General features: G+C 60.4%; 15 protein-coding genes and 1 tRNA gene. 10 read left to right on the forward strand and 6 right to left on the reverse strand.

The genetic code is table 11. From position 1 onward, the window contains the following. The first annotated feature begins 441 nt into the window (after positions 1-441). The 4 genes from GOX88_RS12825 (at position 442) to GOX88_RS12840 (ending at position 4,362) form a co-directional block, all read left to right on the forward strand. The gene (locus GOX88_RS12825; RefSeq protein WP_170402263.1) at positions 442-1,194 is read left to right on the forward strand and encodes a 5-oxoprolinase subunit B family protein; all 753 of its coding nucleotides are present in this window, start codon (positions 442-444) and stop codon (positions 1,192-1,194) included. After that, positions 1,191-2,189 (forward strand): biotin-dependent carboxyltransferase family protein, encoded by a 999-nt coding sequence (locus tag GOX88_RS12830; RefSeq protein ID WP_170402266.1) that lies wholly within the window; start codon positions 1,191-1,193, stop codon positions 2,187-2,189. The genes GOX88_RS12825 and GOX88_RS12830 overlap by 4 nt, the downstream gene beginning before the upstream one ends. Before the next feature lie 12 nt (positions 2,190-2,201). Then, positions 2,202-2,963, forward strand: a complete 762-nt coding sequence (locus tag GOX88_RS12835) for a LamB/YcsF family protein (RefSeq protein WP_170402269.1) — start codon at positions 2,202-2,204, stop codon at positions 2,961-2,963. Positions 2,964-3,114: 151 nt separating this feature from the next. Beyond that, a complete protein-coding gene (locus GOX88_RS12840) occupies positions 3,115-4,362 on the forward strand; it encodes a hypothetical protein (RefSeq protein WP_170402272.1) in 1,248 nt (415 codons plus the stop codon). Positions 4,363-4,431: 69 nt separating this feature from the next. Here the strand turns inward: GOX88_RS12840 and GOX88_RS12845 are convergent, their stop codons facing one another. Both GOX88_RS12845 and GOX88_RS12850 read right to left on the reverse strand, forming a co-directional pair. Continuing rightward, entirely contained in the window at positions 4,432-5,814 is a 1,383-nt protein-coding gene (locus tag GOX88_RS12845; RefSeq protein ID WP_170402275.1) for a D-alanyl-D-alanine carboxypeptidase family protein, read from the reverse strand. A gap of 280 nt (positions 5,815-6,094) precedes the next feature. Beyond that, positions 6,095-6,796: an HAD family hydrolase gene (locus GOX88_RS12850; protein WP_170402278.1), complete on the reverse strand. Its 702-nt coding sequence runs from the start codon at positions 6,794-6,796 to the stop codon at positions 6,095-6,097. Positions 6,797-6,889: 93 nt separating this feature from the next. Here GOX88_RS12850 and clpS point away from each other — a divergent pair, with 93 nt between their 5' ends. The 4 genes from clpS to hemF are packed head-to-tail and all read left to right on the forward strand — an operon-like array spanning position 6,890 to position 9,955. Beyond that, the gene (gene clpS, locus GOX88_RS12855) at positions 6,890-7,234 is read left to right on the forward strand and encodes an ATP-dependent Clp protease adapter ClpS (RefSeq protein ID WP_170402280.1); all 345 of its coding nucleotides are present in this window, start codon (positions 6,890-6,892) and stop codon (positions 7,232-7,234) included. 27 nt (positions 7,235-7,261) lie between these two features. Further along, on the forward strand, positions 7,262-8,227 hold the full coding sequence (locus tag GOX88_RS12860) for a class I SAM-dependent methyltransferase (RefSeq protein WP_170402283.1): 966 nt from the start codon (positions 7,262-7,264) through the stop codon (positions 8,225-8,227). A 37-nt stretch (positions 8,228-8,264) separates the two neighbouring features. Next, positions 8,265-9,065, forward strand: coding sequence for an SDR family NAD(P)-dependent oxidoreductase (locus tag GOX88_RS12865; RefSeq protein WP_170327058.1), 801 nt, complete (start codon positions 8,265-8,267; stop codon positions 9,063-9,065). Between the two features lie 5 nt (positions 9,066-9,070). Then, positions 9,071-9,955: an oxygen-dependent coproporphyrinogen oxidase gene (hemF, locus tag GOX88_RS12870; RefSeq protein WP_170402288.1), complete on the forward strand. Its 885-nt coding sequence runs from the start codon at positions 9,071-9,073 to the stop codon at positions 9,953-9,955. A gap of 6 nt (positions 9,956-9,961) precedes the next feature. Here hemF and GOX88_RS12875 read toward each other — a convergent pair whose 3' ends face one another. The 4 genes from GOX88_RS12875 to modA all read right to left on the reverse strand — a co-directional run bounded on the left by GOX88_RS12875 (position 9,962) and on the right by modA (position 13,019). Beyond that, positions 9,962-10,369 (reverse strand): hypothetical protein, encoded by a 408-nt coding sequence (locus GOX88_RS12875; protein WP_170402291.1) that lies wholly within the window; start codon positions 10,367-10,369, stop codon positions 9,962-9,964. 80 nt (positions 10,370-10,449) lie between these two features. Next, on the reverse strand, positions 10,450-11,547 hold the full coding sequence (gene modC / locus GOX88_RS12880) for a molybdenum ABC transporter ATP-binding protein (RefSeq protein WP_170402293.1): 1,098 nt from the start codon (positions 11,545-11,547) through the stop codon (positions 10,450-10,452). Further along, positions 11,544-12,236 (reverse strand): molybdate ABC transporter permease subunit, encoded by a 693-nt coding sequence (gene modB, locus GOX88_RS12885; protein ID WP_170402296.1) that lies wholly within the window; start codon positions 12,234-12,236, stop codon positions 11,544-11,546. Before modB ends, modC begins: the two co-directional genes overlap by 4 nt. 3 nt (positions 12,237-12,239) lie before the next feature. Further along, positions 12,240-13,019: a molybdate ABC transporter substrate-binding protein gene (gene modA / locus GOX88_RS12890; protein ID WP_170402299.1), complete on the reverse strand. Its 780-nt coding sequence runs from the start codon at positions 13,017-13,019 to the stop codon at positions 12,240-12,242. 220 nt (positions 13,020-13,239) lie between these two features. Here modA and GOX88_RS12895 point away from each other — a divergent pair. Together GOX88_RS12895 and GOX88_RS12900 are read left to right on the forward strand one after the other, a co-directional pair. Further along, positions 13,240-13,315 (forward strand) — tRNA-Val (locus GOX88_RS12895). 89 nt (positions 13,316-13,404) lie between these two features. Next, the gene (locus tag GOX88_RS12900) at positions 13,405-14,970 is read left to right on the forward strand and encodes a DUF6538 domain-containing protein (RefSeq protein WP_170402302.1); all 1,566 of its coding nucleotides are present in this window, start codon (positions 13,405-13,407) and stop codon (positions 14,968-14,970) included. The last annotated feature ends 34 nt before the right edge of the window (positions 14,971-15,004 follow it).

A 15,004-nucleotide genomic window follows, 5' to 3' on the forward strand; every position in this document is an offset into this window, starting at 1 on the left:
CGTCAGGCCGTCTCTCCGACCCGTCAGCACCGCCTCAGCAGCGCCGGTGAAGGGGGTTCTAAGTATAACCAGCACTAGCCGCAAGTGGAAAATCACATCCTGCGCGATTTTTTTGCAATTTCTTTATTTTATGAGTATTTTCAAATAATTAACCGTCACGCCAACAGAGAAATCCCTGCCAGATCATCCAAATGCCGGTGATGCAACACAGAGCTCTCATCCGGCCGCGTCCACACCTACCCCATATATAGTAAGTCCGTCGGCCGCACCCACAAGGCCAGCCCGACTCGGTCGCTGGAAATCGATTCAGTTTTCGGCCGATTTTGCCGACTCGACTCGTATTTTGGACGTGGAAAGCGACACAGGCCCGAGCCCGGGGCTTGCGCATTGGCTCTGGATAAGTTCACCTCGCCGCAAAGAAACGTCCAGACGCATCATGATATGACACCTAAGCAGGCTGCCCCTTTCCCGCGCATACGAACCGTTGGCCTGGACGGTCTGTTGGTTTCGTTTGCAGATACGATGGCAGAGCCTTCCAATCGCGCCGCCCTTGCGTTCCGCAACGCTATCGATTCTCGGAACTGGGAGGGTGTGGCGGAGACTTCGGCCTCTCTTGCTTCGGCCTATGTCCGGTTTGACCCACTTCGCCTGCCGCACTTAGAAATCCAGTCACGTCTTGAGCAGATGCTGCGCGAGCAGGACTGGTATCAGGCGTCGCTGCCCGCTGGGCGTCGTCTGTGGAAGGTGCCGACCGTCTATGGCGGCCAGCTTGCGCCGCAACTGGATGAGGCCGCCGCCGCAGCGGGGCTATCGCCCGCCGAAGCCATCAAACGCCTGAGCAATACCCGTGTGCGCGTGCTGACTATCGGCTTTGCGCCCGGTCAGCCCTACCTCGGCCCTCTGGGGCCCGAGTTCAACATTCCGCGACTCAAGGAACTGACCCCGATGGTGCCTGAAGGGGCTCTGGTACTGGCGATCTCGCAATTCGTGCTGTTTTCAGGTCCGACCCCAACCGGGTGGCGACATGTGGGCCAGACTGCATTCCGCTGTTTCCGTTCCGACGCCGAACAGAGCTTTGCCCTGTGCCCCGGGGATGAGATGCAATTCCTTCCGGTCAGCCGGGACGAACTGGAAGCCATCCGCAAGACCAATGATGGCACGGGCGGCGCAACCTGCACGGAGATCCCCGCATGAGCTTGCTGGTGCATCAGATCGGACCGGCCTGCACGGTGCAGGATCAGGGGCGCTCGGGTTATCTGGATCAGGGCCTGTCGCGGTCCGGTGCAGCGGATCAACTGGCCCTTCACGAAGGTGCCGCCCTGTTGGGGCACAGCCCTGATTGCGCCGCATTGGAAATGGCGGGAATGGGCGGCACGTTTGAGGCCACTCAACCGATCAGCATCGCTCTGACTGGCGCGCCGATGTCAGCGAATATCGACGGCAGTCCGGTTTTCTGGAATGCCTCTCATACTCTTGAGACCGGACAGAAGCTGACAATCGGCGCGGTGACGCAGGGAACCTATGGCTATCTGCACGTCGAAGGTGGAATCGATGCGCCACTGTTTCTGGGGTCGCGTTCGACCCACCTGACAGCGAAGGTCGGACGCGCAGTGCAGACGGGTGACATGCTGCCAACCGGCCCACACTCGGGCAGCACCGGAATGAAACTGCGACCTGATGAGCGCTTCACCGGGGGCACCCTGCGCGTGGTTGCCAGCTTTCAGACCCCCTTGTTCGATCAGGACACACTGGATCGCTTTGCCCAGACAGTATTCCGGCGCGGGGCGCGGGCGAACCGGATGGGGATGCAGTTGGACAGCGATGGCGAGGGCTTTGCCGCCAAAGGCCAGCTGAACATCTTGTCCGAAGTCATCACGCCGGGCGACATCCAGATGACCGGCACCGGCAATCCCTTTATCCTTCTGCCCGAATGCCAGACCACCGGAGGGTACCCCCGCATTGCCACCGTCCTGCCCTGCGACCTGCCCCGCGCGGCGCAGACCCCGGCAGGCGGTCAGATACGGTTCGAATTCGTGACGATGGACGAAGCCGTCACCCTGCACGCAGCCTACCTAGCCGACCTGTCTCGGCTCAGGGCGCGGGTTGAACCGCTGGTGCGTGACCCGCATGACATCCCGGACCTGTTGTCCTACCAATTGATCGGCGGAATGATCTCTGCCACCGAGTAAGGAGTGTTGCCGATGCCCAGCGTCGATCTGAATGCCGATATGGGGGAAAGCTTTGGCCCCTGGAAGATGGGCGATGATGAAAGCCTGCTGAAGATCATCACCTCGGCCAACATCGCCTGCGGCTTTCACGCGGGCGACCCGGACGTGATGGCAAAGACGATGACGATGGCGGCTGAGAACGGAGTGGGAATCGGCGCGCATCCCGGTTTTCCCGACCTGCAAGGGTTTGGTCGGCGCAATATGAAGGTGCCGCATGACAGCTTGCGCAATCTGGTACGCTTTCAGCTGGGGGCGGCGATGGGCATGGCCAAGGCGGTCGGGACCGAAGTGCGGCATCTGAAACTGCACGGGGCGCTGGCAAATATGTGCTCGGTCGATATCGACATGGCGCGGGCCTGCTATCAAGGCGCACTGGATGTCGACCCGGACATAATCATCATGGTGCTGGCCGTGACAAAACAAGAAGAAGCCGTGCGTAAGCTGGGCTGCAATTGGGTTGGCGAGATTTTCGCGGATCGCGCCTATAATGACGACGGCACGCTGGTTGATCGCAGCCTGCCCGGCGCGGTTATCCACGACCCCGATCTTGCGGGGCCGCGCATCCTGAATATGGTCCGCGAGGGCGCCATCATCACAGAATCCGGCAAACGGCTGGAGACCTCGATTGACACGATCTGTCTGCATGGTGATGGGCCCACGGCGGTACAAATCGCCCGATCGGTGCGCGAGAACCTGATCGCAGGCGGGGTCGAGGTGACAAAATTCACCCGATAGCCATTTGGTCGTAAGACAGGCACCCCACTTTCTTACTGTTGCCCAGTTGGATTTCAAACCCTAGCATGCCTGCAAGTGCATGTTCTGATTATTGGAAATCCAAGCAAGGCCGCGCCCGACTGCCGCCGGGCAAGCGCAAGGAGGTGTTTTAATGTCTTTCGATTTGATGTCCTACCAACCCCGAGGGGACAAGAAGAACTCGGACTTTTTCAACGAATACCTGCCGATGATCTACGAGCGGCGCACCAGTTCAGGTGTTGCCGATCAGGTCGGCCCGATGCGGGCGATCGTGTTGCAGGTGGAAACCACGGCGCTGTTTGATACGCTGACCGAGCTTTACGTGATGACCCCGTATCGCCATACGGCGACTTACCTGGGGCAAACCCACAAATTCTCGGTCCTGCATTCGCATCCCGATTACCCGGCCATGATCGTGATGGCCCCGCTGAACCCCAGCTTTGAGGACTTCATCCCACGCATCAACCGGATGTATCCGATGGCGCGCAACACGCCGCAGACCCGTTATGTCGGCGAAGTCTATGGCGCGACCGATCTGAATGCCCTCAGCAAGACTCTGGAAGATCAGAACATCCGCTTTGAGTATAAAGGTGATACCGAGAATCCGTTCTATACGCTGGATGGGTTTTGCTTCAGCACCCCTTCCGATTTCACCTGCAACCGGGTTGGTTACTCCACGCTGGATTTCAACGACACCGACAGCCTGGGGCTGGGGGATCGCGTACTGCTGAGCGACGCGGAACAGGCGCAGCTGGATCAGGCCGCCGCATTTGGGTCGGACAGCAAGATCTCACCCCTGATGCTGGGGATCGACCACCTTGCCACCCGCATTCTGGCCGGCGAGCGAGAGGACGCGATCCTCGAGTTTCTGACCATGGTGCCCTATTATTTCTGGGGGGCGTACAACATCTTTGACATGAACTCGTCGACAAACGTGAACCGGAACGCAAACGTGGATGACGACAAGAAGTCCCCTGCGAAAGTTTTCACGGCGAACAACACGCCCTCCTTCGTCAATTCCTTTGAACAACTTCCCATGCCGACCGAGGACTTCGTCCGCAATTTCGGCCGTCGTCTGCATCACATGGCGGTTGAGATTCAGGATGGCGATCACAATGCAGGGGAAAAGAACGTCGATTTCGTGGTGAACACGCTCAAGGACAAGGGCGTCGCGTTCCTGGCGCATGTGGTCGGCGAATGCAAAGACGACCCGAACCTGAAGCAGATTTTCTCTAAACACTCGAAATACACGCTGCTGATCACCGAGTATATTGAGCGCTGCCACCACTATGACGGGTTCTTCACCAAGGATAATGTGGCCGCCCTGACCGCCGCCGCCGGGCAGGACGAACAATACCAGCACGGGCATGTGTTCGATTAAGGCCCCCTGAAAAAAGGGCTGCGAGTTTCCTCGCAGCCCAGACCCATTCAGGAGAGAGTATGTCGGGTCTTATGACGGCCCGATCATGAAACATGTGACATTCCGGGCCTGAAGCCTGCGACAGGCCAGATCGGCCTGTTCGCGGGTCATGCCCTGGAACGTCGCCTCGAACCCGCGCGAGCTTTGGTTCACCTTGCGCAGTGTTCCTTCCAGAGTGGTCATTTCCGACAGGGCGGTTTTCAACAAAACCTTTTCCGCCTCGTATCGGGTGGTATAGCGGCCCACATTTACGCCCCACAGATGCCCGCCGGATGTGGACAGGCGTGTGACGATTTCCTGTTCAGGTTCGGGCTGTACGGTCGGATCGGTCGACGCCAGAACCAGATCCTCCGGCCGCGCAGCGGGCCGCGTGGTGTCGTCGGTCGGCGACTGGACATCTGCAGCTGCAATAGCTGCGGCAATACCGTTCTGAATACGCGCACCATTCTTGGCTGCAGTCGCCGCAACGGTACCGGCCACCTGCACAGCGGCACCAGGTCCAGGGCGCAGCACTGGCCGCAGGCTGGTTTTCGGCGCGCCGGTCAGGGCCGCGACGGTCGCGCCCAGCCCGGCATTCCCGGCATAAACCGGACGCGCCGGTTTGCGGATTGGTGCCCGCGACGGGGCGCGGCGGAACCCCATGTCCAGCAGTTCGGCCACTTTGGCATTGCGCGATGCGCCGGATTTGCCGCCGAACACGGTGGCGATGATCCGTTCGTCCTTGCGCTTGGCCGAGGCCACAAGGTTGAAGCCCGCAGCGCGGGTGTAGCCGGTTTTGATTCCGTCCGCGCCTTTATAGGCCGCCAGCAAGCGGCGGTTCGTATTCGGAACCGTCTTGATCCCCGCATGAGTCGATTGGCGCGAGAACAAGTTGTAATACTGCGGGTAATCATACAGCAGATGGCGCCCCAGCGTGGTCATGTCCCGCGCCGTGGACAGGTGACCCGATTCTGTCAGGCCATGCGCGTTCTTGAAGGTGGTGCGGCTCATGCCCATGGCCTTGGCCGTCCGTGTCATGCGGCGGGCAAAGGCGGCCTCGGAGCCGCTGATAGCGATGCCGATGGCGGTGGCGGCGTCATTGGCCGACTTCACTGCCGCAGCGCGGATCAGATAGCGAAAGGCAATTGTCTGCCCCGTGCGCAGACCCAGTTTCGAGGGCGGCTCGGACGCGGCCTTTTTGGTGATACGAACCTGCGTATCCAAGTCAATCTCGCCGTTCCGCACCGCTTCGAACGCGATGTAGAGCGTCATCATCTTGGTCAGCGAAGCCGGGTGCAGCCTTGTATCGGCGTTGCGCGAATGCAGCACCTCACCGGTGCGCGCGTCGATCACCATCGCCGCATATGGTGCGGCCACCCCTTGCAACGGCGCAAAGGAGAGCAGCCACAAGAATGCTATAAGAAATAAGCCCATTCGGGCCGGAACTGTCCGCCGAACCTGCACGATCTTTGCCTCTGTCTACCTCGGGCCGCCGGGTTTTCCCGGTCAGCTTGTAATTATTTTATTGCCCTCAAGGCTAGCACAGGGACCCAATGAAATAAACCAAAAGCTGATCAAATCGCTGTTTGGTTGCCCTTCGCGTAGCCTACAACATATGGCCAAACACGCCCCCTGCCCCACCACATCCATGAATGTGACCGGAAAATGCCGCCGCTCTGCGTCGAATTTTCGAAACTGAGACCATTCGGCAACATCAACCGAGACGCTGAACGAGGTTCGACAGCTGGCCCAGATCCTGTAACTCGCGGTAACGGGGGTTGTCGGTGGGCGTTTCGGCCTGCTCGACCTCCCAGACCAGACCGTGCGGAACATACACGCCCCAGCACCCCGCCTGAATCGGGGCCACCACGTCGGACCGCATCGAGTTCCCGACCATCATCGCCGATGCAGGCCCGCCCTCGTACTGATCGAATATCTGCTGATAGGTCTGCGGCGTTTTCTCCGAGACGATCTCGACCCCGTCGAACAGTTCACCCAACCCGGACTGCGCAAGTTTGCGTTCCTGATCGATCAGGTCGCCCTTGGTGATCAGCACCACCTGATGAGTCGCCGCGACACCCTCGATCGCTTCGCGCGCATGGGGCAACAACTCGATCGGATGAGCCAGCATCTCTTGCCCGGCCTCGACCAATTGGCGAATGACCGAGGCCGGAACCCGGTCTTCGGTCACCTCGATCGCGGTTTCGATCATCGATAGGGTAAAGCCCTTGATGCCGTATCCGTAATGCCGGATGTTGCGCTTTTCGGCCGCCAGAAGCCGCTCCAACAGATGGTCCTTCTCGGCATGATCGGCCAGCAAATCGGTGAAATGAGCCTGCGTCAGCTGAAAAAAACGCTCGTTGTGCCACAAAGTATCATCCGCATCGAAGCCGATTGTGGTAAGGTTTTGACCCATGTCGAATACGTCCTGCTGGCTCTTTTCTCTGGCTGGTACGACGTTATATAAGCGCACAGATAAACCGAAGCCTGAATCGGACAGTAGAACGCAATGCTTGAACACCAATGGATCATGTCTGACAAACCGGACGACGACGACCCGGAGTCGTCGGTCCTGGTACAGACGCGCCCCAAGACCAAGCGCCCGCCGCTGTACAAGGTTCTGCTGCTGAATGACGACTACACCCCGATGGAGTTCGTGGTGCATGTGCTGGAACGTTTCTTCAGCATGACCCACGCGCAGGCGTTCGAGATCATGCTGACCGTCCACAAAAAAGGCGTCGCGGTCGTGGGTGTGTTCAGCCACGAGATCGCCGAGACCAAAGTGGGTCAGGTCATGGATTTCGCCCGCAGGCATCAGCACCCGCTGCAATGCACAATGGAGCGGGAAGAGTAAGCCCGCGCTGCTCTTTCGAATTCGCTCATGTCCCCTCGTCTTGATCTTGCCCTGCAAAGCGGCCTTCTGCTGACGCAACCCCTGACGGTGCTTGGGCCGACTACAGCCAGTGACCTGTCGGCCTTGCCGCGTGAAACGCAGGTGGTGCAGCCGTTCAAACCGTTTCACGATCACTTCGCCCATCAGGGATTCCCGGTCGTGCCCAATTCGGATGATCCCTGTCAGGACGCCATCGTGATCCTGCCGCGCGCCAAGGCGCTGGCGCGTTCGATGGTGCATCAGGCGTGCTGTCGCGCCAGTGGAGTCGTCGTCGTGGACGGTGCCAAGACCGATGGCGTGGACAGCCTGTTGAAAGACATCCGCAAACGCGTCGCGATCGAAGGGCCGATCTCCAAGGCCCATGGCAAGATTTTCTGGTTCCAGTCGGATCGCCGGGCTTTTGCGGATTGGGCCGCGCCCGAGCATCAGACCGCAGACGGCTTTCAGACCGCGCCAGGAGTGTTCTCGGCAGATGGCATTGATCCGGCTTCGGCACTGTTGCTGGCGGCGCTGCCCGACAAGCTGGGCGCCCGTGTCGCTGACCTTGGCGCGGGATGGGGATACCTCTCTGCTGGGTTGCTGCAGGCTGCGGGCCTGAAGGCCCTGCATCTGGTCGAGGCCGACCACACCGCCCTGACCTGCGCCCGCACCAATGTGGCCGATCCGCGCGCTCAGTTTCACTGGGCCGATGCAGTGACGTGGCGTGCGTCCGAGCCCATCGATACGGTGGTGATGAACCCGCCCTTCCACACCGGCCGCAGCGCCGAACCCGAACTGGGACAAGGCTTCATCCGGTCGGCCGTCAGGAACCTGACCCGCAATGGTTCGCTGTGGATGGTGGCCAACCGCCACCTGCCGTATGAGGCCGCTTTGACCGACGCATTTGCCGCTGTCGAAGAAGTGACCGGCGACAATCGGTTCAAGGTCTTTCATGCCTCTCGCCCTCGGCGGTGATCCCGGCTAACCTGCGCCGCAACTCAGGAGAATACGCATGTCCTTTTCCATAGCTGGCAAGACCGCAATCGTGACCGGCGGGGCCAATGGGGTCGGCCTGGCCATCGGGCGCCACTTTGCCGATGCAGGCGCTAATGTGATGTTTGCCGATATGGACGAAAAACGGCTGACCGAGGAACTGGGCGAGCAGGCTGATGACAGCAACATCCGGTTCTTCGCCGGAGACCTGCGCGAAAAGCTAACCATCGCTAACCTGCTGTCGGCCACCCTCGACGCGTTCGATCAGGTGGACATCCTGATCAACGGCGCGCGGCAGGTGATCCCCTCCGATCCACTGGATACCGAAGATGACTCGGTCCGCACCTTACTGAACCAGAACCTGATGCCCGCCCTTCGGCTGAGCCAACTTGTCGCCAAACGGATGATCAAGCAGGCCGGAGACGATGACGAAAATCCGGCCGGGTCGATCATCAACCTTTCATCGATTGCTGCCCGGCGTACGCACCCTGACCTGATGGCCTATTCCGTATCGACCGCCGCGCTGGATCAGATGACCCGCTCGCTGGCCGTGGCACTGGCCCCGAACCGTATCCGGGTGAATTCCATCGCGTTGGGCTCGGTGATGAGTGCCTCGCTGCAGTCCACCCTGAAAGAAAACCGCGATTTCCGCGACGATATCGAAAAACACACCCCTTTGGCCCGGATCGCCGCACCCTCGGAACTGACCGAGACAGCGCAATATCTGGCCTCGGACGCCGCCGGGTTCATCACCGGGCAAATTCTGACCATTGACGGCGGCCGCACCCTGCTGGACCCCGTCGCAGCCCCGGCCCACTGATCCCCATGTTCGACACCGAGAAATCCACCGCCTCTGCCTGGTTCCGTCAATTGCGTGATGAAATCGTCACCGCGTTCGAAGCGCTGGAAGACAGCCACGACACCGGGCCGTTTTCCGATGCCCCGGCCGGTCGGTTCGAGGTCAAGGAAACCACGCGCCAGTCCGAGGACGGCTCGGACGCGGGCGGCGGGTTGATGTCGGTGATGCGCGGCGGGCGGGTTTTCGAAAAGGTCGGCGTCAATATCTCGACCGTTTACGGCACGCTGGGCGCCCGTGCGCAGCAGGCGATGGCTGCCCGCAAGGGTATTCCGGGCATGGCGGATGATCCGCGGTTCTGGGCCTCGGGCATATCGCTGGTCGCGCATATGCAGAACCCGCATGTTCCGGCGGTGCATATGAACACCCGCATGTTCTGGACGCCGCACGCGTGGTGGTTCGGCGGCGGATCAGACCTGAACCCCTGCATCGAATACGATGACGACACCACCCATTTCCACGCCACGCAGAAGGCGCACCTGGACCCGCACGGGCCGGGGCATTACCCGCGCCTCAAGGAATGGGCCGACGAATACTTCTATATCCCGCACCGAAAACGCGCCCGTGGGGTCGGCGGCATCTTCATGGATGATTACTGCACCGGTGACTGGGCGGCGGATTTCGCGCTGACACAGGATATCGGTCGCGCTTTCCTGCCTGCCTTTTTGCCCCTGGTGGAAAAGCGCCGCGTGCAGGGATTCAGCGACGACGACAAGAACACCCAACTGGTGCATCGCGGTCTCTATGCCGAATACAATCTGGTTTACGACCGGGGCACCAAATTCGGGCTGGAAACAGGCCACGACCCGGACGCAGTGCTGATGAGCCTGCCCCCCTTGGCCAAGTGGGTCTGATTTCACTCAGAAGTCAAAATCCATGATGTTGTCAAAGCAATGGCTCTGTGCACCGGATGCCGACATATTCTCACCCACACGGCTGACCGAGATCGAATAACTCTTTGAGGTGTCACCGCCCTCGGGCGGTGTCAGCGAAAACTGAACGGTCCGTGTCTGCTTGTCATAGGCTTTGGCGACGTAAATGCGCTGGTTCGTCGGCAGCCTGAGGGTGCGGATGGCAAAATCTCCGATGCCGCACCAATAGGCGATTGCTGCGGACGAGCCATGAGTGGCCACCTGGTAATTGCCGTTTTTCAACTGCGTGACCGTTGCACGGTATCCGGGCCTGACGGCAAAACCAATTCCCACGGCTTGCGCCAGCGTTGGCAGCAAAAGAAGAACAACTGCGCCAGAAATTCTGAGAAACCGCATAGCAATAAATCCTTGGCTTTAAACACACTCGGACATTTCCATAAATCATAGTAGGCCCGGCTTATGAGTAAAGTCCGGGCTTAGCGGGACCCCAACCGCCCGCCGACGTCCTGCGGCGCCAGAGCAACCGTCTTGATCACCGCAAAGCACGGCTTGCCGGGCTCCAGTCCCAGCGCCTCGACCGAGCGGCGGGTGACGCGCGCAAGTACAGGTCCTGCCGGGGTCCGGACCGAGACGATGGCTCCGGGCCCGTCGCCCGCGCGGATCGTATCAACCGCGCCTTCCAGCATGTTCAGGGCCGACAGCCCCTCGGGCCGTTTGTTGGACAGGATGACCTCTTGCGCAGGGATACGGATGCGCAGCTCTTCCCCCACCTGATGCGGAATGCGCGGCAGGAATAAGCGCGCGCCGCCGGCATCCAGTTCGGTCAACCCATCCGCGTGATGGTCCCGGACCCGGACCTTCAGCACCGCCCCCACGGCCCGTACGCCCGCCGGGGCAATCGACGGGTCGGCCATCACTTCGGAGGCCGGGCCGTGCCGCACTGCCTTGCCATCCTGCAAAGCAACAACCGAGGTTGCCAACCGCGCGACCTCGGCCGCGGAATGGGTGACGTAGAGAATCGGCACCGAGACCTCATCCCGCAGGCGTTCAAAATAGGGCAGGATCTCGGCCTTTCGCGCGTCGTCCAGCGCGGCCAGAGGTTCATCTGCCAGGATCAGCCGCGGGCTGGCCAGCAGGGCGCGGCCAATGGCGACACGCTGCTTTTCCCCGCCCGACAGGCCCGCGGGGCGTCGGTCCAGCAGATGGCCGATGCCCAGCATCTCGATCACCTTGTCCGGGTCCTCGCGACGTGCCCGTTTTGGCGCGAACCAGCGCCCATAGGACAGGTTCTGCCGCACGGTCAGATGCGGGAACAGGCGGCCTTCCTGAAAGATATAACCCAAGCGCCTGCGATGTGGCGGCAGCCAGAGGTTCTGTTCGGTGTCGAACAGTTCCCACCCATCAACGGCCACCCGTCCTGCCTTGGGACGCAGCAAACCGGCCACGGCATTGACCACGGTGGTCTTGCCCGACCCGGATTTCCCGAACAGAACCGTCACCCCCGAGGGCGCATCAAAGCTGAGGTCCAGCGTGAGATCAGGCAGATCGTGCTGCAGGCGGACGGACAGGCTCATGACCCGGACACCCGCGCGGCCGCACGACGACCGACATATTCCGACAGCAACAGTGCCCCCATCGCGATGATGATAGAAACGATCACCAATCGCGTCGCCGCACTTTCGCCCCCCGGCACCTGCAGAAAGGCATAGACCGCCGAGGGCAGAGTCTGGGTCTGGCCGGGGATGTTCGAGACAAAGGTGATCGTGGCCCCGAACTCTCCCATCGCTTTGGCAAAGGCGAGGATGGCACCGGCGATCACGCCGGGCAGGATCATTGGCAGGGTGACGGTCGCGAAGACAAAGGGCCGAGACGCGCCCAGTGTCGCCCCGGCCTGCTCCAGCTTGGGGTCCACCGCCTCGATCGACAGGCGGATGGCGCGCACCATCAGCGGAAAGGCCATGATCCCCGCCGCCAGCGCCGCGCCGGTCCAGCGAAAGGCCACGACGATGCCGAATTCGGCGAGCAGCTTGCCCAGCGGCCCCTGGATACCAAAGGTCAGCAGCAGCAGATACCCGGTCACCACCGGCGGCATAATCAGTGGCAGATGCACCAGCCCGTTCAGCAGTTGGCGCCCGGGAAACCGCCAGCGGGCCAGCGCGTAAGCGACAAAAACACCAAACGGCAAGGTCACCAGCGTCGCCCAGAAAGACACACGTAACGACAGTCTGAGCGCCTCAAGCTCTGCCGGACCCAACCAATCCATCCGTCAGCGCCCCGGCAGGGCAAAGCCCTGTTTTGTAAAGATTGCCCGGGCAGTGTCCGATTGCAGATGGTCCAGAAACGCCTTTGCTTCGACTGAGCCAGTGGCGGTGACGGCTGCCGGGTAAATGATCGGCGGGTGCAAATCGGGTGGAAACGAGGCCACGACCTGAACCCGGTCTTCGACCTGCGCATCCGATTGGTAGACGATCCCCAGCGGTGCCGCCCCTGCCGCAACCAGCGCAAGGGCCGCACGGACATTGTCGGTTTGCGCGATCCGGGTCTGCACATCCTCCCACAGCCCCAGATTCTGCAAAGCCGCCTTGCCGTAAATCCCCGCTGGCACCGCGTCGACCAACGCCATCGCCAAATGCCCACTCCCCAGCTTTGCAGACAGATCGACATCCGGCTGCATCCGGCCGATCTGATCCTGACCCGCACTGCCGATCAGAACCAGCTCATTGCCCAGCAAGTCCACCCGCGACTCCGGGTTGATCAGGCCCTGATCTTGCAGAACATTCATCCAGTCCACATTCGCCGAAATGAACAGATCAGCAGGGGCCCCCAGCTGAATCTGCCGCGCCAGCACGGATGAGGCGGCATAGGACACCGTCACCTCATGCCCGGTCCGCTGTTCGAAAACTGGCGCGATCTCGTCCAGAGCGTTTTTCAGACTGGCGGCGGCGAAAACCAAAACTTCTCCCGCTCCGGCCCGGATCGGGGCCAGCGTCAAGGTGCCCAAAACCAAAGCCGCGATTACACATCGGCGGGCAAGGGACAGGATCATGTGCTCTCCCGTCTGGAAGGTTACAGTCCCTTCGGGAATATCTGAGGGCGCCCATGACACGCAAGCGCCTTTCCCCTCGACCAGGGGCGCAGCCTGCGGAAAATGAACGAAATATACGAGGGCCAGGGTCAACGGAATCCACCTGACCCGGCGTTGCATCAAAGAAATTGTGCCAGACCCTCTTGCGCCCGCGCGCTGGCTTGGCTACATGCACCGTCACGGGTGATTAGCTCAGTTGGTAGAGCGCTTCGTTTACACCGAAGATGTCGGGAGTTCGAGTCTCTCATCACCCACCATCCTAACCTTTTGAATTAAAAGAAAAGCCTTGCAAACAAGGACGTATGTCCGTTTGAAGGTTACAACTTTGGTTACAAAAGGTGTTCCCATGGCAGGCAAAGTTCGCAACCTCGTCAACCGTTCTGGTCGGTATCATGCCCGGCTTGTGGTGCCGAAAGAGTTACGTGGAATCATCGGCAAGACCGAGCTGCGCACCGCTTTGGGTGGCGATTATCGTCAGGCGCTCAAGCTGCTTCCGGGTGCCGTTGCACAGCTTCAACACCAGATCGCACTCGCTGAGCAGAAGCTGAACAGCGAGCGGGGCCGCGCCACACCTGCCCGCTATCCCTTGGCACCGGGTCAGATCGCATACAGCCATTACCACCAGCGCGTCGCCTTGGATGACCAACTGCGCAACGATCCTCGCTACTCTGCTGTAGGCATTGATGATCTGTTAGTTGACCGCTTACGCACCGCCATCGCCGGGAACGCCAACGACGCCGAGCTGGGTGAGCTGGTCGGTGCACAAATTGAACGTTTCCGGGCTGCTGGCAGTCTGGACGCAGCACCGGGTAGCACCGAATGGCGAGCGATAGCCCGTGCCCTTTGCCAAGCAGAGCTTGAAGCCCTTGCGCGCGCCACTGAGCGCGACGAAGGCGATTTTACCGGCACACCCACTGCGCCGATCATTGTGGACGCACAGCCCCCGGAAAACGCCCCTACTCCGGTCAGTATCAAACAGCTCTGGAAAGACTACGTTGCGCACCGGCAGCAAGCCGGGTTCATGCGGTCTGGCACTGGCCGACAACAGCCGGTCATTGATAAGCTCGTCAAATACCTGAAACATAACGATGCCACACGGGTCACCAAGAAAGACCTGATTGCGTGGCGTGATCACCTGATGGGTGACTTGTCCGCAAAGACCGTGAGCGATGTATACCTCTCAACGATCCGGTCACTGTTTTCATGGGCAGTCGAGAACGAAATTCTGACTGAGAACCCGGCTGCCAATGTGCGGCAAGCAAAGCCCAAGAAACAGCACACTCGGGAACGCGGCTATGTAGAGGCCGAAGCGAACAAGGTCTTGAAAGCCAGCCGCACCTATAAACCCAACGAAGATGAGCGCGGCTACGTCAGGGAGAAATCGCACTTGGTCGCTGCAAAGCGATGGGCACCTATCATCTGCGCCTTCACTGGTGCGCGCGTTTCAGAGATTACCCAGCTTCGCAAAGAGGATGTGCGTAAGATCGACGGGCAATGGGTGATTAGGATCACACCCGACGCCGGTTCGGTTAAGACAGGTGGGTATCGTGACGCCCCGCTGCATCCTCAGATCATAAGCGAAGGCTTCATTGACTTTGTTGAAGCCCATGAATCCGGCCCGATGTTCCACGGCGGCACGAAACAAGAGGACTATTCACGCAAGGCGAAGCGTATCGCAAATCAGGTGGCAGCATGGCTGAGCAAGTCCGGGCTGACCCCGGAAGGGTTGCTACCTAACCATGCGTGGCGGCACCGCTTCAAAACGCAGTGCCGCGAACTTGGTATCTCAGATCGCGTCGTTGATGCCATCCAAGGCCACGCCGGGAAAACGGCAGGTGACGACTACGGCGACGTGACGCTCAAAACCAAAATCGACGCAATCAACAAATTGCCCTCATACGACCTAGGCTGACGGCCATCTAGTTACAAACGTAACTTTTTTCTTT

Source organism: Ruegeria arenilitoris, assembly GCF_013030985.1.
Taxonomy (GTDB): Bacteria; Pseudomonadota; Alphaproteobacteria; order Rhodobacterales; family Rhodobacteraceae; genus Ruegeria; species Ruegeria arenilitoris_B.

What these genes read in the sequence shown, in the direction of transcription:
- GOX88_RS12825 (WP_170402263.1), top strand. Translation starts at nt 442, where the DNA reads ATGACACCTAAGCAGGCTGCCCCTTTCCCGCGCATACGAACCGTTGGC.
- GOX88_RS12830 (WP_170402266.1), top strand. Translation starts at nt 1,191, where the DNA reads ATGAGCTTGCTGGTGCATCAGATCGGACCGGCCTGCACGGTGCAGGAT.
- GOX88_RS12835 (WP_170402269.1), top strand. Translation starts at nt 2,202, where the DNA reads ATGCCCAGCGTCGATCTGAATGCCGATATGGGGGAAAGCTTTGGCCCC.
- GOX88_RS12840 (WP_170402272.1), top strand. Translation starts at nt 3,115, where the DNA reads ATGTCTTTCGATTTGATGTCCTACCAACCCCGAGGGGACAAGAAGAAC.
- GOX88_RS12845 (WP_170402275.1), bottom strand. Translation starts at nt 5,814, where the DNA reads ATGGGCTTATTTCTTATAGCATTCTTGTGGCTGCTCTCCTTTGCGCCG.
- GOX88_RS12850 (WP_170402278.1), bottom strand. Translation starts at nt 6,796, where the DNA reads ATGGGTCAAAACCTTACCACAATCGGCTTCGATGCGGATGATACTTTG.
- clpS (WP_170402280.1), top strand. Translation starts at nt 6,890, where the DNA reads ATGCTTGAACACCAATGGATCATGTCTGACAAACCGGACGACGACGAC.
- GOX88_RS12860 (WP_170402283.1), top strand. Translation starts at nt 7,262, where the DNA reads ATGTCCCCTCGTCTTGATCTTGCCCTGCAAAGCGGCCTTCTGCTGACG.
- GOX88_RS12865 (WP_170327058.1), top strand. Translation starts at nt 8,265, where the DNA reads ATGTCCTTTTCCATAGCTGGCAAGACCGCAATCGTGACCGGCGGGGCC.
- hemF (WP_170402288.1), top strand. Translation starts at nt 9,071, where the DNA reads ATGTTCGACACCGAGAAATCCACCGCCTCTGCCTGGTTCCGTCAATTG.
- GOX88_RS12875 (WP_170402291.1), bottom strand. Translation starts at nt 10,369, where the DNA reads ATGCGGTTTCTCAGAATTTCTGGCGCAGTTGTTCTTCTTTTGCTGCCA.
- modC (WP_170402293.1), bottom strand. Translation starts at nt 11,547, where the DNA reads ATGAGCCTGTCCGTCCGCCTGCAGCACGATCTGCCTGATCTCACGCTG.
- modB (WP_170402296.1), bottom strand. Translation starts at nt 12,236, where the DNA reads ATGGATTGGTTGGGTCCGGCAGAGCTTGAGGCGCTCAGACTGTCGTTA.
- modA (WP_170402299.1), bottom strand. Translation starts at nt 13,019, where the DNA reads ATGATCCTGTCCCTTGCCCGCCGATGTGTAATCGCGGCTTTGGTTTTG.
- GOX88_RS12900 (WP_170402302.1), top strand. Translation starts at nt 13,405, where the DNA reads ATGGCAGGCAAAGTTCGCAACCTCGTCAACCGTTCTGGTCGGTATCAT.